General features: G+C 72.3%; 16 protein-coding genes. 3 read left to right on the forward strand and 13 right to left on the reverse strand.

What is annotated here, in order from left to right; genetic code table 11:
• Positions 1–7: 7 nt before the first annotated feature.
• The 3 genes from recO to leuA form a co-directional block, all read right to left on the reverse strand.
• Positions 8–754, reverse strand: coding sequence for a DNA repair protein RecO (gene recO / locus ACF08W_RS09940; RefSeq protein ID WP_352275207.1), 747 nt, complete (start codon positions 752–754; stop codon positions 8–10).
• 46 nt (positions 755–800) lie between these two features.
• On the reverse strand, positions 801–1,499 hold the full coding sequence (locus tag ACF08W_RS09945) for a TerB family tellurite resistance protein (protein WP_392278980.1): 699 nt from the start codon (positions 1,497–1,499) through the stop codon (positions 801–803).
• 171 nt (positions 1,500–1,670) lie between these two features.
• Positions 1,671–3,422 (reverse strand): 2-isopropylmalate synthase, encoded by a 1,752-nt coding sequence (gene leuA, locus ACF08W_RS09950; protein ID WP_392278981.1) that lies wholly within the window; start codon positions 3,420–3,422, stop codon positions 1,671–1,673.
• Positions 3,423–3,716: 294 nt separating this feature from the next.
• Between leuA and ACF08W_RS09955 the strand changes: the two genes are divergently transcribed.
• Together ACF08W_RS09955 and ACF08W_RS09960 are read left to right on the forward strand one after the other, a co-directional pair.
• Positions 3,717–4,793, forward strand: a complete 1,077-nt coding sequence (locus ACF08W_RS09955; RefSeq protein WP_392278982.1) for a M4 family metallopeptidase — start codon at positions 3,717–3,719, stop codon at positions 4,791–4,793.
• Between the two features lie 35 nt (positions 4,794–4,828).
• The gene (locus ACF08W_RS09960; RefSeq protein WP_392278983.1) at positions 4,829–5,095 is read left to right on the forward strand and encodes a protealysin inhibitor emfourin; all 267 of its coding nucleotides are present in this window, start codon (positions 4,829–4,831) and stop codon (positions 5,093–5,095) included.
• Positions 5,096–5,125: 30 nt separating this feature from the next.
• On the opposite strand, the gene era is transcribed toward ACF08W_RS09960, so the two are convergent.
• The 9 genes from era to ACF08W_RS10005 form a co-directional block, all read right to left on the reverse strand.
• Positions 5,126–6,100, reverse strand: a complete 975-nt coding sequence (gene era / locus ACF08W_RS09965; protein WP_352275215.1) for a GTPase Era — start codon at positions 6,098–6,100, stop codon at positions 5,126–5,128.
• 216 nt (positions 6,101–6,316) lie between these two features.
• The gene (locus ACF08W_RS09970) at positions 6,317–7,288 is read right to left on the reverse strand and encodes a WxL protein peptidoglycan domain-containing protein (protein WP_385205171.1); all 972 of its coding nucleotides are present in this window, start codon (positions 7,286–7,288) and stop codon (positions 6,317–6,319) included.
• A 101-nt stretch (positions 7,289–7,389) separates the two neighbouring features.
• On the reverse strand, positions 7,390–8,772 hold the full coding sequence (locus tag ACF08W_RS09975; protein ID WP_392278984.1) for a beta-xylosidase: 1,383 nt from the start codon (positions 8,770–8,772) through the stop codon (positions 7,390–7,392).
• Positions 8,773–8,936: 164 nt separating this feature from the next.
• Entirely contained in the window at positions 8,937–9,290 is a 354-nt protein-coding gene (locus tag ACF08W_RS09980; RefSeq protein WP_392278985.1) for a cytidine deaminase, read from the reverse strand.
• Positions 9,291–9,358: 68 nt separating this feature from the next.
• Positions 9,359–9,712, reverse strand: coding sequence for an MmcQ/YjbR family DNA-binding protein (locus tag ACF08W_RS09985; RefSeq protein ID WP_352275219.1), 354 nt, complete (start codon positions 9,710–9,712; stop codon positions 9,359–9,361).
• Positions 9,709–11,001, reverse strand: coding sequence for a hemolysin family protein (locus ACF08W_RS09990; RefSeq protein ID WP_392278986.1), 1,293 nt, complete (start codon positions 10,999–11,001; stop codon positions 9,709–9,711). Before ACF08W_RS09990 ends, ACF08W_RS09985 begins: the two co-directional genes overlap by 4 nt.
• Entirely contained in the window at positions 10,998–11,495 is a 498-nt protein-coding gene (gene ybeY / locus ACF08W_RS09995; RefSeq protein WP_352275221.1) for an rRNA maturation RNase YbeY, read from the reverse strand. Before ybeY ends, ACF08W_RS09990 begins: the two co-directional genes overlap by 4 nt.
• Before the next feature lie 9 nt (positions 11,496–11,504).
• Positions 11,505–13,616 carry a PhoH family protein gene (locus ACF08W_RS10000; protein ID WP_392278987.1) on the reverse strand — a complete coding sequence of 704 codons (2,112 nt, stop codon included), beginning with the start codon at positions 13,614–13,616 and terminating at the stop codon, positions 11,505–11,507.
• 142 nt (positions 13,617–13,758) lie between these two features.
• Positions 13,759–14,865: a PfkB family carbohydrate kinase gene (locus ACF08W_RS10005; RefSeq protein ID WP_352275224.1), complete on the reverse strand. Its 1,107-nt coding sequence runs from the start codon at positions 14,863–14,865 to the stop codon at positions 13,759–13,761.
• Positions 14,866–15,218: 353 nt separating this feature from the next.
• On the opposite strand from ACF08W_RS10005, the gene ACF08W_RS10010 reads away from it, so the two are divergent.
• The gene (locus ACF08W_RS10010) at positions 15,219–16,574 is read left to right on the forward strand and encodes an MFS transporter (protein ID WP_392278988.1); all 1,356 of its coding nucleotides are present in this window, start codon (positions 15,219–15,221) and stop codon (positions 16,572–16,574) included.
• On the opposite strand, the gene ACF08W_RS10015 is transcribed toward ACF08W_RS10010, so the two are convergent.
• On the reverse strand, positions 16,538–17,530 hold the full coding sequence (locus ACF08W_RS10015; RefSeq protein WP_352275227.1) for an adenosine deaminase: 993 nt from the start codon (positions 17,528–17,530) through the stop codon (positions 16,538–16,540). The two genes, ACF08W_RS10010 and ACF08W_RS10015, sit on opposite strands and share 37 nt — an antisense overlap.
• Positions 17,531–17,562 lie beyond the last annotated feature (32 nt).

Genomic DNA, 17,562 nt, shown 5'->3' on the forward strand with positions numbered 1-17,562 from the left:
GCCTGTGTCACTTCTCTACATACCGCAGTGAGCGCAGCCCGCGCTCCAGGTGCCAGTGCAGATACGCGGACACCAGCCCGCTCGCCTCCCTGGCATGACGCGTCTCGCACGCGTCCGCCGTCTCCCAGTCGCCGCTGAGCAGCGCGCTCAGCAGCGTGACGGCCTCCGCCGAGGGTACGACGCTGCCGGGCACCCGGCAGTCGCCGCACACCACCCCGCCCGCCGCGACGGAGAAGAACCGATTCGGCCCCGGCAGTCCGCACCGGGCGCAGTCCGCGAAGCTCGGGGCGTAGCCGTTGACGGCGAGCGAGCGCAGCAGGAACGCGTCGAGGATGAGATGCGGTTCGTGCTCGCCCCGGGCCAGGGTGCGCAGCCCGCCGACGAGCAGCAGGTACTGCTGGACCGCCGGCTCGCCCTCGTGGTCGGTGAACCGCTCGGCGGTCTCCAGCATCGCGGTGCCGGCGGTGTAGCGGGCGTAGTCGGTGACGATGCCGCCGCCGTACGGGGCGATCGTCTCGCTCTGGGTGCAGAGCGGCAGCCCGCGGCCGATCAGCTCGCTGCCCCGGGCGAAGAACTGCACGTCGACGTGGGAGAAGGGCTCCAGCCGGGCGCCGAACTTGGACTTGGTGCGCCGCACGCCTCGGGCGACGGCGCGCACCCGGCCGTGGCCGCGGGTCAGGATCGTGATGATCCGGTCGGCCTCGCCCAGCTTCTGCGTGCGCAGCACCACGCCGTCGTCCCGGAACAAGCTCATGCGTCCATTGTCCGGTACGGGGACGGGGTGCCGGGCCGCCGGGCGGTCAGGAGGGGGTGCGGGCGGCCTCGGCGAGGAGCCGGGCGGTGTCCTCGGCACGGAGCTGGAGGGCGGCGCCGATGGTGGTCAGCACCTCGCGCTCGGCCGGTCCGTACGGGCCGTCGGCGAGCGCGATCCGGGCACCCTGGAGCAGGACCGCCTCGCGCCCGGCGGGGGCCAGGTGCGGGGCGAGCGGCTCCAGCGCCTCGTGGAGCTCGATGGCGAGGGCCGCGCCGCACGCCTCGGCGGCCGGCCCCGAGCCGTCCCCGACGTCGGCGGCGAGGACCTCGACGACGGTACGGAGCTGCTCCGCGGTGCAGTCGTCGAACCCGGCGCCGCGGACGGTGGCGGTCGCGGCCTCCAGGACGGGGCGGGAGGCGGTGCCGCCGGCCGCCAGGACGCCGAGCGTCACGGTGTGGACGGCGTCCCGGAGCATGGTGGAGAGCCGGGTGGTGGTGGGGTGGTCGAGCGCGTCGATGCCGAAGTGCTCCCGGCAGGCGGCGCATTCGACGACCGGACCCACGGTGCCGCGGCCCACCATCGGCACGCCGAGCACGGCGAAGCGCCGACGGCCGGTGAGGCGGCGGTAGTTCCGGTCGCCGCCGCAGCCGGGGCAGAAGAACTCCCCGTCGCCGACCGGGTCCCAGGTGGTGCGAATGCCGCAGATGCGCAGCTTCCTGGCGCGTCGTCCCAGCGCTGACCGCACGTCGCACACCTCCGTAACACTCCGGCAACATTGCCGGGTGCACGTGATGTTAACCACAGTCGTGAGGCGGCGTCAGCACCTCGCCCGTCACAACCACCGCGGAGATGGCCGAACCCCGCCCTCCTGGTACGGGAGGACGGGGTCCGGGCGGTGCCCCGCGGGGCGCCGGGGTCAGCGGCTGGCGCGGTTGACGGCGGAGACGACGGCCTTGAGCGAGGCCCGGGTGGTGTTGGCGTCGATGCCGATGCCCCACAGGACCTTTCCGTCGATGGCGCACTCGATGTACGAGGCGGCCTGGGAGCTGGCGCCCTCGCTCATGGTGTGCTCGGTGTAGTCCAGCAGCCGGGCGTCGATGCCGATGGCCTGCAGCGCTTCGAAGAACGCGGAGATCGGGCCGTTGCCGGTGCCGCTCAGCACGGTGTCGGTGCCGTCCACGGTCGCCTCGACGGTGATCGTGTCGCGGCCGTCGGAGCCGGTGGTGGTCTGGCCGGTGCGCAGCTGTACGCGGCCCCAGGCGTCGTCCGGGTTGGGCAGGTACTCGTCGCGGAAGGTGGACCAGATCTGGGTCGGCGTGACCTCGCCGCCCTCGGCGTCGGTCTTGGCCTGAATGATCCGGGAGAACTCGATCTGCATCCGGCGCGGCAGGTCCAGCTTGTGGTCGTTCTTCAGGACGTAGGCGATCCCGCCCTTGCCGGACTGCGAGTTGACCCGGATGACGGCCTCGTAGCTGCGGCCGACGTCCTTCGGGTCGATCGGCAGGTACGGCACCGCCCACTCGATGTCGTCGACCGTCCGCCCCTGGGCGGCCGCGTCGGCCTCCATGGCGTCGAAGCCCTTCTTGATGGCGTCCTGGTGGGAGCCGGAGAAGGCGGTGTAGACCAGGTCGCCCGCGTAGGGGTGGCGCGGGTGGACCTCCATCTGGTTGCAGTACTCGCTGGTGCGGCGGACCTCGTCGATCTGGGAGAAGTCGATCTGCGGGTCGACGCCCTGGGAGAACAGGTTCATGCCCAGGGTGACCAGGTCGACGTTGCCGGTGCGCTCGCCCTGGCCGAACAGGCAGCCCTCGATCCGGTCGGCCCCGGCCATCAGGGCCAGCTCGGCGGCGGCGACGGCGGTGCCGCGGTCGTTGTGCGGGTGGACGGAGAGGCAGACGTGCTCGCGGCGGGTCAGGTTGCGCGACATCCACTCGAACCGGTCCGCGTGCGTGGACGGCGTCGAGCGCTCCACGGTGGCGGGCAGGTTGAGGATGATCTCGCGGCCCTCCCCGGGCTGCCAGACGTCGCAGACGGCCTCGCAGACCTCCAGGGCGAAGTCCAGCTCGGTGTCGGTGAAGATCTCCGGGCTGTACTGGTAGCCGAAGACCGTCTCCGGGCCCAGCAGCTTCTCCGCGTACTCCATGACCAGCCGGGTGCCGTCCACGGCGATCTGCTTGATGTCGTCCTTGGAGCCGCGGAAGACGACCCGGCGGAAGGTCGGCGCGGTGGCGTTGTACAGGTGGACGGTGGCGCGGCGGGCGCCGATCAGGGACTCCACGGTCCGCTCGATCAGGTCCTCGCGGGCCTGGGTCAGGACGGAGATCGTCACGTCCTCGGGGATCGCGCCCTCTTCGATGATGGAGCGGACGAACGCGAAGTCGGTCTCGCCGGAGGACGGGAAGCCGACCTCGATCTCCTTGTAGCCCATGCGTACGAGCAGGTCGAACATCTCGCGCTTGCGGGCCGGCGACATCGGGTCGATCAGGGCCTGGTTGCCGTCGCGCAGGTCGGTGGAGAGCCAGCGGGGGGCCTGGGTGATCCGCTGGTCCGGCCAGGTGCGGTCGGGGATGTCGACCGCGTCGTAACCGCGGTACTTGTGGATCGGCATCCCGGACGGCTTCTGCAGCCGCGTCGCGTTGGTGATCGGCGTCGGGCGGGTGGCGGTCATGACGTACGGCTCCTCGGGATCCAGCGGTGGGACGGCCGACTGTGTCGCTGCAGCACCAGACTCCGCGGGGAGGGGGTCGGCCTACGACTACAGGCCCTCGCCGCGGCAGCTAAGAAGAAGCAGCCCGAAACGCATGATGCGGCGAGCGTAGCCGAGAGGCGGCTGATGCGTCCGTCCCGTATCAGTATGCGGGACCGGGCGCAGGAAACGCCCAACGGCGACCGATCACTCCATTTCGTCAATCCTCGTCGCAATGGGTGACATCGCGGTGACGCCGGTGCCACAGTCGGTTGTATGCAGCCTCAGTCACCCGACGGGTTCCACCCCGTCTTCTGCACGATCGTGCCGCCCCACGTTCTCGACAAGCTCTCGCAGTCCGAGAACCCCGACCTCGCCGGGCCCTCCCGCCGCACCCTGGAGGGCGACGCGGCCCGCCGCACCCGGCGCCAGATGACCACGATGGTCGCCGTCGCGCCCCGTCCCGCGGACGGTGCGGAGGAGTCCGACAAGCCGAACCGGACGATCTACGACTGCCGCCACCGCACCGATCTCCCGGGCACCAAGGTCCGCGCCGAGGGCGACGACCCGACCCAGGACGCCAGCGTCAACCGCGCGTACGCCGGGCTCGGCTCCACCTTCGAGCTGCTCCTCAAGGCGTACGGCCGCCGTTCGATCGACGGCAACGGGCTGCCGCTGATCGGCTCGGTCCACTACGACGAGAAGTACAACAACGCCTTCTTCGACGGCGAGCAGATGGTCTTCGGCGACGGGGACGGGGTGGTCTTCCTCGACTTCACCGTCGCGATCGACGTGATCGGCCACGAGCTGACCCACGGCCTGACCCAGTACACCGCCAACCTGAGCTACTACGGCCAGTCCGGCGCGCTCAACGAGTCGGTGTCCGACGTCTTCGGCTCCCTGGTCAAGCAGTACACCCTGGGCCAGACCGCCGACCAGGCCGACTGGCTGATCGGCGCCGGCCTGCTGGCCCCCGACGTCCAGGGCGTCGCGCTGCGCTCGATGAAGGCCCCGGGCACGGCGTACGACGACGACGTGCTCGGCAAGGACCCGCAGCCCGCCTCGATGGACGACTACGTCCGCACCAGCCAGGACAACGGCGGGGTGCACATCAACTCCGGCATTCCCAACCGCGCGTTCTACCTGCTGGCGACGGCGCTCGGCGGCCATGCGTGGGAACGGGCCGGCCAGCTCTGGTTCGATGTGCTCACAGGTGGTCAACTGGCCACGGACGCCGATTTCTCGGAGTTCGCCCGGCTGACGGTCGAGGCCGCCCGCAGCCGCTTCGGTGAGGGCGACGAGGTCGAGGCCGTCCTGAAGGCGTGGTCGGAAGTGGGTGTTCCGACCTCGTAGAACCCAGTCAGCCCGCCCGGCCCGGAGGTCGTCGCATGCGTATTCAGGTCAGCAGGACCGGTGGTTTCACCGGCATCCCACGCGATCGTGAGATCGACACCGCCGGGCGGGTCGACGGGGCGGAGTGGGAGGCGCTGGCTGCGTCCGCGCTCGCCGAGGGCCACGAGGCGCCTCCGCAGGGGGTGCCGGACGGCTTCCGCTACCGGATCACGGTCGGCGGCCGCACGGTGCACTGCGCGGACCCGAAGCTGACCGACGCCCAGCGGGCCCTGATCTCACGCGTCCTGAAGGAGGGCGCGTGAGACCGGCCGACGGCGGATGAGGAGCGGGCTTCAGAAGCCGAGCTTGCGCAGCTGCTTGGGGTCGCGCTGCCAGTCCTTGGCGACCTTCACGTGCAGGTCCAGGAAGACCGGCGTGCCGAGCAGCGCCTCGATGTGCTTGCGGGACTTGGTCCCGACGTCCTTCAGCCGCTTGCCCTTGGGGCCGATGATGATGCCCTTCTGGCTGGGGCGCTCGATGTAGACGTTGGCGTGGATGTCGAGCAGCGGCTTGTCGGCCGGGCGGTCCTCGCGCGGCAGCATCTCCTCGACGACGACCGCGATGGAGTGCGGCAGCTCGTCCCGTACGCCTTCGAGCGCGGCCTCGCGGATCAGCTCCGCGACCATGACCATCTCGGGCTCGTCGGTGAGGTCGCCCTCCGGGTAGAGCGGCGGGCTCTCCGGGAGCAGCGGCACGATCAGGTCGGCCAGCAGCCCGACCTGCTTGTCCTCGACGGCGGAGACCGGGACGATCTCCGCCCACTCGAAGCCGAGCTCCTCGGCGAGCCGGGAGACGGCGATCAGCTGCTCGGCGAGCTGCTTGGAGTCGACCAGGTCGGTCTTGGTGATGATGGCGAGCTTGGGCGTCTTCCTGATCGCCGCGAGCTCCTTGACGATGTACTTGTCGCCGGGGCCGAGCTTCTGGTCGGCGGGCAGGCAGAAGCCGATGACGTCGACCTCGGCCCAGGTGGTCCGCACGACGTCGTTGAGCCGCTCGCCGAGCAGGGTGCGCGGCTTGTGGAGGCCGGGCGTGTCGACCAGGATCAGCTGGGCGTCCTCGCGGTGCACGATGCCGCGCACGGTGTGCCGGGTGGTCTGCGGCCGGTTGGAGGTGATCGCCACCTTCTGGCCGACCAGAGCGTTCGTGAGAGTGGACTTGCCCGCGTTGGGGCGGCCCACGAAGCAGGCGAAACCGGCCCGGTGGGGGGCTGTGCCCGGGGCCTGCCGCGCGGCGGCGTCTGTGTCAGGTCGAACGCTCATGGCGCCCATTGTCCCCGATCCCGGCGGCCCCGCCGTACCGCGGGGCCGGTCGGTGCCGGCGCCGAGCCTGCCGGGTGGCCTCCGACCGCAGAGCGGACGCGGCACGGTGCGTGCGATTCCGGGGCACCGGGAGGGCCTGGTGGCGGGGCTGCTCGGTCCTTCCGGCATGCCGGAGGCGCGCGTGCCGGGGCGTGGCCGCCCGGTCAGGGGCCGCCCGGCAGGCTCTCAGGCCGTACGGCTCCGGGCGCGGCGGGCCCGTACCCACAGCGCGGTCCCTCCGGCGACGGCCACCAGCAGGACCCCCGCCACCAGCCAGGGCAGCGCGAAGTACGAGGCGGTGGCGGACTCCCTGGTCCGGTCGGCGCTCGCGGTGAGCCGGACCTCGCCCCATTCCAGCTGCGGGGCGCCGGCCCACTGCTCGGTCAGCCGGACCTGCTGGCGCGGCAGCAGTTCGGAGGGGACGCGCTTGAGGTCGCGGGCGAGCAGGGTGCGGCCGAAGAGCCCCTCGGCCCGGAGCGCGACCTTGGGGCTGAGGGTGACGTTGCCCCGGTTGCGGAGCGTGTACGAGATGACCGCCCGGCTGCTGCCGGTGCCGGGGACCAGGGGCTGGCTGTGCTCGATGCGGATGTCGTCCACCGAGAGCGCGGGCACGGTCGGCCCGTTCACCCGCAGGTAGATCCGGGCGCCGACGGCCCGCCGGATGCCGACGGCGACGGATCCGTCACCGGCCGGGCCGACCTGCTCGTCGAGGGCGACCAGCGCGCCGGGGTGGTCGCCCGGTTCGGCGTCCTCGGGGACGGTGACGGTGATCGGGACGTCCACCGAACCCCGCGGGGGCACGGTGACCCGTGGGCGGCCGGTCCTGGCCCAGGCGCCGACCGAGCGCTGCCGCTCGTCCTCGCCGCGTACGGCGAAGCCGCCGTCACGGGCCGTGTTGTAGGCGTCGGCCGCGTAGAGGCGGTAGGTCCGCGGCCGGTCGCCCTTGTTGGTGACGGTGACCTTGTCGTGGAGCGTGGCCCCGGGGTCGGCCGACAGGTAGAAGTACGGGCGCTGGCCGAGGCGGGTGGTGGCCGGGTAGACCGACCAGCTGCCGTTGTCCGCGGCGTGGGCGGGGGGCGTCCCGGCCGCCAGGAGCAGACCGGCCAGGAGGAGACCGGCCGGGCGGATGCCGGTCGGCGGGAACGGGCGGATGCGGATGCGGCGCACGGTACGGGACCCCCGGGTGGTGGGCGGGACGGAACGTGCCGACGGTCCGGGCGGGTGCGCGCCCGGACCACCGGCTGCGGGAAGACGCTCGGTCACGTGAGGGTGAGGGTGAGCACTCCGGAGTACGCGCCGGGGGCGGTGTACGCCGGTACGGTCAGCGCGAGCCGGGCGTCGACGGTGAACTCGCCGCCGGTCACCGCGCCGTTCGGGGCGGAGGCCAGGGTGGCGCCCCCGCTGCCGACCGGTCCGGCCGAGCCCGCCAGGCAGGTGCTCGGGCTGCCGGCCTTCGTCGTGCAGGCCGGGGTCCAGCCGAGCGCCGACGCACCGATCGTCGCGCCGCCGGGGCCCTGGAAGTCGGTGACCTTCCCGGTCAGGGACCAGCCCGCGGGGCCGCCGCGGTAGTCCTCGACCGTGACCGTCCGCAGGGAGCCCCGGGAGGCGCCGCCGCGGCCGAGGTCGACCGCCGACATCTCGACGGTGTCCCCGTCCTGGAGCATGGAGAGGGTGCCCGCCCGGACGGAGGTCTTCAGCCGCTGGCTGCCGTCCGGAACCTCACCGCCGCCGGGGGTGACGGTGTACGCCTGGGGGCCCGCCCCCTTGGCCGGGTCCCAGGAGCCGCCCTCGTACGCGACGATCCCGGTGGTCGCCGGGTCGGTGACGGTGAGCCGTCCGTCGAAGCCGCCCGAGCCGTCCGCGGTGACGGTGGCCGTGTCGGCGGTCTGCCGGTCACCGGCCCGGCCGGCCAGGGTGACCGGGGCGCCCGGGGTGAACTTCGACCCGGTGACGGCGACCGCCCCGCCCGCCGGGCCGGAGGCGGCCCCGAGCCGGATGGCGCGCTCGTTGACCTGGCCGCCCTCGTCCGTCGCGATGATCGTCTCGGAGACGGGGGCGGGCGGATCGGTCACCGTGCAGGGGGTGTCCAGCTCCATGATGTAGCTGGTGTGGATGTTGTAGTCGCCGGGCGAGAGCCTGATCTGCCCGGGGGCGGTGACCGTGAAGGTGCCGGTCATCGAGAACGACGGGAAGACGCCCTTGCCGGGCACTGGGTCGTTCTTCTTCGGGCCGGTGACCGTGACGCTCGCGCTCTGGGCGCCGCCGACGGTGACCTTGCCGGTCGGCGTCATGATGTCGGCGGGCAGGGCGAGGTCGACCGGGTTGCTCGCGGCGGCCTCGATCACGGTGTAGGTGACGGTGACCGTGTCGCCGACCTTCGGGGCGGCGTTGTCGACCGTGATCTCGGCCCTGGTCGTCCCGTCGATCGGCGGAATGCCCGCGATGGCCGGCGGGATGCAGTGGGTGGGGAAGTCCACCGGGACCGAGGCGGTCGCCAGGGCCTGCGCGGGGCCCGCGAGCACGCCTCCCCCGGCGACGACGAGCGCGCCGACGCCCAGCGCGGCGGCCCAGCGGCGGGCGCGGGCGGGATGCCTGCGGGCGCCGGATCTTCGCGTACTGACTCTGCGGACGGTCGAACGCATGGAGCCCCCTCCTGCGGATGCGGGCAGCGGCTCTTCCGCGCCCGCGCCGACGGGGGCCCATTGACGGCTCCGCCCCCGAAGAAGTCAATGGGGACGGAGCACGTTCACTGATGGACCATCAGATGCTGTCAAGATCCGTACGCGCGCACGGAACTGCGGCCGGGTCAGCCCGCCGTGACACTGACCCGCAGGGCGCCGTCCGGCCCGGCGAGCAGGACCGGGGTGTCCGGACCACCCAGATCGCGCACGGCGGCCCGGTCCTCCTCGGACGGGGCCTGCGCCTCCGAGACGACCGCGGCCGCCTCCAGCGAGGTGGCCCCGCTGGCGACGGCCATGGCCACGGCGGTCTGGAGCGCGCTCAGCTTCAGCGACTCCAGCCGTACGGTGCCCGCGACGTAGGTGCGCCCGGTCTCGTCCCGTACGGCCGCGCCCTCCGGCACACCGTTGCGGGCACGGGCGCTGCGTGCCAGCGTGACGATCTTGCGGTCCTCGGGGCCGAGGTCGGTGCTCTCAGTCATGTGCCGAGCATACGAACCGGCGCCGCGCCCGTGCGCGAGCCCCCGCGCACGGGCCGCCGGGACCCGGCCTACGGCCGGTCGAGCCGGAGCCGCTCCGCCCGGGGCAGCCCGGCCACCACCAGGTCGTAGGAGTCCTCGACCAGCTCGCGCAGGACCCGGTCGGGGACGCCGGAGACCGTCACCGTGTTCCAGTGGCGCTTGTTCATGTGCCAGCCGGGCACCACGGCCTCGTACTTCTCCCGCAGCCGCACCGCCTCGTCCGGATCGCACTTCAGGTTCACCGTCAGCGGGCGGGCGTCCAGCGCGCTGAGCGCGAACATCTTGCCGAGCACCTTGAAGACGGAGGTCTCGGGCCCGAACGGGAACTCCTCGACGCTCGCGTTGAACCCCAGGCAGAGCGCCCGCAGCTTCTCCGGGGTCACGCGGCCTCCTCCGGCTCGGGCGCCACCGGCTCCACCAGCACCGTGACGATCTTGTTCCGGCGGCCGGCCGGGGACTCCGCGGTCAGCCGCAGCCGGCGCCCGTCCGGCAGGTCGACCACGGCCGAGGCACCGGCGATCGGCACCCGCCCCAGCGCCTTGGCCAGCAGCCCGCCGACGGTCTCCACGTCCTCGTCGTCGTACTCGTCGAAGCCGAACAGCTCCCCGAGATCGCCGATGTCCAGGCGGGCGGTCACCCGGAAGCGGTCGTCCCCGAGCTCCTGGACGGGCGGGAGCTCGCGGTCGTACTCGTCGGTGATCTCGCCGACGATCTCCTCGAGGATGTCCTCGATGGTGACGATGCCCGCCGTGCCGCCGTACTCGTCGATCACGACGGCGACGTGGTTGCGCTCCTGCTGCATCTCGCGCAGCAGGTCGCCCGCGTTCTTCGTGTCGGGCACGAAGGTGGCGGGGCGCATCGCGGTGGAGACCGGGTCGGCCTCGGAGTCGCGGTTGATGTGGGTCTTGCGGACCAGGTCCTTGAGGTAGACGACGCCCACGATGTCGTCCTCGTTCTCCCCGGTGACCGGGATGCGGGAGAAACCGGAGCGCAGGGCCAGGGTCAGCGCCTGCCGGATCGTCTTGTAGCGCTCGATGCAGACCAGGTCCGTACGCGGCACCATGACCTCGCGCACGAGTGTGTCACCGAGCTCGAAGACCGAGTGCACCATGCGGCGCTCCTCGTCCTCGATCAGCGACTCCGCCTCGGCGAGGTCGACCATCGCGCGCAGCTCGGCCTCGCTGGCGAACGGCCCCTTGCGGAAGCCCTTGCCGGGGGTCAGCGCGTTGCCGATGAGGATCAGCAGCTGCGGGATCGGGCCCATGACCCGGGCCAGCGGCAGCAGGACGTACGCGGCGGCGGTGGCGGTGTTCAGCGGGTGCTGGCGGCCGATGGTGCGCGGCGAGACGCCGATGGCGACGTAGGAGACGAGCACCATCAGCGCCATGGCGACGGCCAGCGCCTGCCAGGTCTCCGGGAACTCCTTCAGGCACGCGTACGTGACGAGCACCCCGGCCGACATCTCGCAGGCGACCCGGACCAGCAGGGCCATGTTGAGGTAGCGGGTCGGGTCGGCCGCGACCTGCTCCAGCCGGGCGCTGCCGCGCCGGCCGGAGCGGACCGCCTCGGCGGCCCGGAAGCTGGAGACCCGGGCGATGCCCGCCTCCGCGCAGGCCGCCAGCCAGCCGACGACGACCAGCAGCACGGCACCGAGGACGAGGGGAACGCTCACGAGACGGTGGGGGCGGGCGACGGGCCTTCCATGCCCCGCTCCGCGCGCCAGCCGTCGACGATCGCGGCCTGGAGCCCGAACATCTCGGCCTTCTCGTCCGGCTCCTCGTGGTCGTACCCGAGGAGGTGCAGCACCCCGTGGACGGTGAGGAGCTGGAGCTCCTCGTCCATGGAGTGCCGGGTCTCCGCCTCGTCGCCCTGCTTCTTGGCGACCTCAGGGCAGAGCACGATGTCGCCGAGGAGCCCCTGCGGGGGCTCCTCGTCGTCCTTCGACGGCGGACGCAGCTCGTCCATCGGGAAGGACATGACATCGGTCGGACCGGGAAGGTCCATCCACTGGATGTGGAGCTGCTCCATGGCGTCGGCGTCGATCACGATCACCGAGAGCTCGGACAGCGGATGGATCCGCATCCTCGCGAGTGCGTAGCGGGCGATGTCGAGGATCGCCTGCTCGTCGACCTCGGTTCCGGACTCGTTGTTGACATCGATCGACATGGTGCGCTGCTACTGCTTCCCGTTGTGGCTGTCTCGGCTGTCGTACTTCTCGTACGCGTCGACGATACGGCCGACGAGCTTGTGCCGGACGACATCCTGGGAGGTGAGCCTGGAGAAGTGGACGTCCTCCACCCCGTCGAGGATCTCCTGGACCTGGCGCAGACCGCTCTTCGTGCCGTTCGGCAGGTCGACCTGGGTGATGTCACCGGTGATGACGATCTTCGAGTCGAAGCCGAGCCGGGTCAGGAACATCTTCATCTGCTCGGCGCTGGTGTTCTGCGCCTCGTCGAGGATGATGAAGGCATCGTTGAGGGTGTTGTGGGTCAGCAGATAGTCCTGTGTGACGTAGAGCGAGTCCTCCGCCGCCACCTGGATGCAGACCGTCTCCTCCCGTCCGGCCGGCTCGATGCTGTCGATGAAACGCATCGGACGGCCGCCGCCGCCCGCCGCGTGGTACCTCTCGGCCTTGCGGGCGAGGCGGAAGGGCTCGATGCCCTCGGGGAGGCGGATGTCGACCACATGGCTGTCGTAGCGGTGATGGACCTCGCGGCCCCTCGCCAGCCCGGGTGCGCGCCCCTCGGCAGCCCTGCGCCGGGTGTACGCGGTGCCCCCGAGGGACTGCACGAGTGCGATCACGTCGTCACGGAGAAGGATCGATGCCGTCGAGTACTGGACACGGCAGGTACGTCCCCGCTGCGTGACCGGGCCACCGTCCGCGTCGAGCAGCCCCTGGAGAACGGCCAGGCGGACGTCCGCGGAATTACGGAGGTACACGTCCGGCACGAACTTGGAGTGGGACCGGCTGCCCAGCAGCTCCAGCTCACGCAGGACACGGGTGACCGGGTTTTCCAGCGTGACGACGTCGCCCGGCGCCTTCTGCCTGTTCAGAACATAGTCCGGCCCGCCCTTGTGCCGTACCGAAACACCGGGCAGTGCCTCTTCCAGCGCCTCGGCCAGTTCGCGGTCCTCGGTGGCGAACGCCGGGGTGGTCGAGCCGGTCAGACAGCCGTCCCCGAGCAGAAGCCCCACCGCATACGGGTCCATCGGGACTTCTCGCGCGGGAAGGCTGACGGGCGCGGTGAGCATCGGCAGTTCGTAACGGCGGGCGTGCGCCGCGCGAAGATTGCCGATCATGTCCTGGGTCTCCATGACCCGCCAGGGCCGATCACGGCGCTTGTCCGACGCCGTGCGGACCGTCCACAGATGCTCGCCGCAGCACAGAGTCCAGGAACCGTCCTGGGCGGAGACCCGGTAGATGTCTCTTTCGCCCTGCGGGTAGACGCCGAGGACAGGCGTGGGCTCGCCGTCGGAGCCGATGACAAGGTCGCCGACCTGGAGCTCGCCGATGGGACGCCAGCCATCCGGCGTGAGCACGTTCGTGAAGACCGGTTGGCTCCGGCCTCGCATGTAGGCCAGGGGCGCCACCTCGATCGTGCCCGCCGCCATGAGGCGCGGGATCGAGTCGGGGTCGAGCATGTCGTGCAGCGCGTCGTAGAGGGGGCGCAGGTACGGGTCGATCTTCTCGTAGAGCGTGCCGGGCAGGAAGCCGAGCCGCTCGCCGGCCTCGACGGCGGGGCGGGTCAGGATGATCCGGTTGACCTGCTTGGACTGGAGGGCCTGGACGGCCTTGGCCATGGCGAGGTAGGTCTTGCCGGTGCCCGCGGGGCCGATGCCGAAGACGATCGTGTGCTTGTCGATCGCGTCGACGTACCGCTTCTGGTTGAGCGTCTTGGGGCGGATGGTGCGGCCGCGGCTGGAGAGGATGTTCTGCGTGAGCACCTCGGCGGGGGTCTCCTCGCCGTCCTTCTCTCCGCGCTCCGCCGCCCTGAGCATGGCGATCGAGCGTTCCACTGCGTCCTCCGTCATCGGCTGACCGGTGCGGAGCACCAGCATGATCTCGTCGAACAGGCGCTGGATCAGGGCGACTTCCGCCGCGTCCCCGACGGCGCTGATCTCGTTCCCCCGGACGTGGATGTCGGCCGCCGGGAAGGCCGTCTCGATCACGCGCAGCAAGGCGTCACCCGAGCCCAGGACCGTCACCATCGGATGGCTCGCGGGGACGGTGAAGTGGGCTCGCGCCTGCCTCGGCGCAGGGGTCTGGGCTGTGGGTGTCTGAGTCATGGGCCGGCTCTGTGGCCTGCGCATACCTCCCGTTGCAAGGTTCTCGCCGATCGACAACCTCTCGGATTACCAAGCGTACGGCCCCGCACCCGCAACACCGAGAGCTTTTTCGCACAGACGGGCGAACCGGGCCCCGCGGTCGTCAGGCGTGGTGCCGGAAGCCGATCGTCGGGACGGCGCGGCGCAGCGGCCAGGGGCGGGCGGCGGCGGGCAGCAGGTCGTCCAGGAAGGCGTAGCGGCGCAGCGCGGCCGGGTCCTGGTCGTCGAAGGTGCGGACCCGCTGCCACCAGGCGGCGATCTCCGTCCAGCCGGGTGCCGAGAGCGAGCCGCCGAACTCCTGGACGGAGAGGGCGGCGGTGAGTCCGGCGAAGGCCAGCCGGTCGGCCAGCGGCCAGTCCGCCAGGGTGCCGGTGACGAATCCGGCGACGAAGACGTCCCCGGCGCCGGTGGGGTCGAGCGCCTCGACCTCGATCGCGGGCACCTCGGCGCTCTGTCCGGTCGCCGCGTCCACCGCGTACGCGCCCTCCCGGCCGAGGGTGACCACGGCGAGCGGCACCCGTTCGGCCAGGGCGTGGGCGGCGGCGCGCGGGCAGTCGGTGCGGGTGTAGCGCATCGCCTCCTCCGCGTTGGGGAGGAAGGCCCGGCAGTGCTCCAGGTCGGTGAGGGCGTCCAGGTCCCAGCGGCCGGTCTCGTCCCAGCCGACGTCGGCGAAGATCCGGGCGCCAGCGCGGGCCGCGGCGGCGACCCAGGGTTCGCTGCGGCCGGGGGCGAGGGAGGCGACGGCGGCGCGGGCCCGGGGCGGGCAGCGGGGGACGTCCGGGGCGTCGTCGGGGCCGTCTGGGCCGGGGGCCTCGTGGCCGTGCGAGACCATCGTCCGCTCGCCCTCGTAGGCCATCGAGACGGTCACCGGGGAGTGCCAGCCGGGGACCGTGTGCGACATGGACAGGTCGATGCCCTCGCCCTGCTCCAGGGCGTCCCAGCAGTACTCGCCGTAGTGGTCGTCGCCGAAGGCGGCGGCCAGGGAGGTGTGCAGGCCCAGCCGGGCGAGGGCGGTGGCCATGTTGGCGACGCCGCCGGGGCTGGAGCCCATGCCGCGCGCCCAGGACTCGGTGCCGCGCACGGGGGCGCTGTCCAGGCCGGTGAAGATGATGTCGAGGAAGACGGTGCCGGTGAGGAAGACGTCGCAGTCCGGGTCCTGCGGGGCGCGCAGCCCGTCGAGTGGGTCGATGCCTGGAATGTCCGCGCTCACCTTGCACTCCCGGTCGTGGTGGATCCGGCCAGTGTGCCCGATCGGGAGGCGTGACCGGAGGGCGCGCGCCGCCGGTCGCGCGAGCCGGTCGCAGCACCTTGGGCACGGCGTGGACCAGCGCAAACGTCAGCTATTACCCGCGCACTCGGAGCGTAAACACAGATGTGACCCAGATCACTTGAGGCCACCTTTCGGGGGACTGTCCGCGGTTGATACAAATTGGCTCGCGAGCCCCTTCGGTGACGGTTGCCGACGAGTGGCGCGAATTCCCCGTACGTCCCGTACATCTCGCATGTCCCGCATTGCCCTCCCCTTGCCTTCTGCCGTGTCCCGGCATGTCTTCAGGAACGCCCATGTCCTCGCGCCCGCGCGCCGCGTGGCCTCTGGTCGCCGTGTTCACCGCCGGTTACCTCGCCTCCTACCTGCTCCCCACCATCGTCGGGCGGCTCTCCGTCCATCTCGGCCTCGGCACGGCCCAGGCCGGTCTGGTCGGCAGTGCCCTGCTGCTGGGCTCGGCGGGCGCCGGGTTCTCCCTGGCGGGCCGGGTCGAGTCGTACGGGCCGCGGCGTCCGGCCCGGATCGGGCTGCTGCTGGCGATGGCCGGGTACGGCTGCGCGGCGCTGGCCGGATCGGTGCCGCTGGTGGTGGCGGGCGCGGTGGTCGGCGGGATCGGTTCGGGGACGGCGACCGCCGTGGCCGCCTCGGGCATCGCAGCCCAGCGCGACCCGCACCGGACGTCCTCGCTCGGGCTGCTGAGCGTCTCCGCCACGGCGGGCGCCCTCTATCTGACGATCCCGCACCTGGGCGGCGGCCACCGGCTGCCGTTCGCCTCGATCGCCCTGGTCGCGCTGCTCGTCTGGCCCGCCACCGCCCGGCTCGGCGGCCCCGCGCCCGCCGTCTCCGGCGCTCCGGCCGGCGGCCGGCTGCCGCACCGCAGGTCCGGGCTGGTGCTCGCGGGCGGGATGCTCGTCTGGTCCATGGCGCAGAACGCGCTGTGGGGGGTCAGCGGCCGGATCGGGGTCGCCCAGGTCGGGCTCTCCGAGGTCGTCATCGGCGCGGTGTTCGCCGCGGCGCTCGGGGCCGGGCTGCTCGGGGTGGCGGGGGCCGGGCTGCTGGGGGCCCGGGTGGGACGGGCGGTGCCGATCGGGCTGGGGACCGTGGTCATCGCGGTGAGCATCGTGCTCAGCTCCTCGGCCGGGAGCCTCGGCTCGTTCGCGACCGGCGAGATCCTCTGGAACACCGTGTACCCGGTGGTCCTGTCGTATCTGATCGGGCTGGCCGCCTCGCTGGACGCGCGCGGCCGCTGGGCGGTGCTCGCGGGCTCCGCGTCGTCGGTCGGGGTGGCCTGCGGCCCGGTGCTCGGCAGTGTGCTGTCGGAGCTGGCGGGCTACCCGGTGATGGGGCTGGTGCTGGGCGCGGCCACGCTGCTGATCGCCGCCCCGTTCACCGCCGTCGCGCTGCACACCGGCGGCCGCCCGCTGGTGCCGGGGTCGGTGCGCCGCCGGGGCGGCGCACCGGCCGCGCTGCTCGCCGTCACCACCGGGGCGGTGCCCGGGGCCGTGCCCCGGCTGGGCTCGCCCGAGCAGGCCGTCACGGAGATCAGCCTGCCGGTACGGCGCAGGCGGCCGGTGCGGGGTGCGTTCCGCACGGCCGGTCCGGCGGGCGGCGCCGGTCAGTCGAACGCGTACGCCTCGACCTCGGACAGGTAGCGCGCCCGGCGCTCCTCGTCGTGGTCGAGGAAGGCCGCCTCGAAGGAGTTGCGGGCCAGGGTGCGCAGCTGCTCGCGGTCGAGTCCGAGCGCCTCGTGGACGGCGTGGAAGGTGTCGCCGACGTAGCCGCCGAAGTAGGCGGGGTCGTCGGAGTTGACGGTGCACAGGAGGCCGGCGGCCATCATCTCGCGCAGCGGGTGCTCCTCCAGTACGTCGATGGCGCGCAGCCGTACGTTGGACAGCGGGCAGAGGGTGAGCGGCACCCGCTCGGCGACCAGCCGCTCCACCAGTTCCGGGTCCTCCATGCAGCGCAGCCCGTGGTCGATCCGCTCGACGCCGAGGACGTCCAGGGCCTCGCGGATGTAGGCGGGCGGGCCCTCCTCCCCGGCGTGGGCGACCCGGCGCAGCCCGAGCGCGGCGGCCGCCTCGAAGACCTCGCGGAACTTGGCGGGCGGGTGGCCGACCTCCGCGGAGTCCAGGCCGACCGCGCTGATCCGGTGCAGGTGCGGCCTGGCCGCCTCCAGGGTCTCCAGCGCCGAGTCGGCGGACTCGTCGCGCAGGAAGCACATGATCAGCTGGGTGGAGATGCCGTGCTTCTCCTCGCTGCGCTCCAGCGCCCGGCCGAGCCCCTCGACGACGGTGCCGATCGGGACGCCGCGGGCGGTGTGCGCCTGCGGGTCGAAGAAGATCTCGGCGTGCCGGACGCCCTGGGTGGCGGCGCGGGCGAGGTAGGCGTCGGCGAGCTCCTCGAAGTCGCGCTCGGTGCGGAGCACGGCCATCAGGGCGTAGTAGAGGTCCAGGAAGCTCTGGAGGTCGTCGAAGAGGTAGGCCTTGCGGAGTTCCTCGGTGTCCGCGTACGGCAGGTCCACGCCGTTGCGCGCGGCGAGGGCGAAGGCCAGCTCGGGTTCGAGGGTGCCTTCGATGTGCAGATGGAGTTCGGCCTTGGGGAGGTGCACGGGTTCTTCACGCTCACAGACGATGGTGCTGG

Origin of the sequence: Streptomyces sp. NPDC015144, from assembly GCF_043079735.1 — a bacterium.
Lineage (GTDB): Bacteria > Actinomycetota > Actinomycetes > Streptomycetales > Streptomycetaceae > Streptomyces.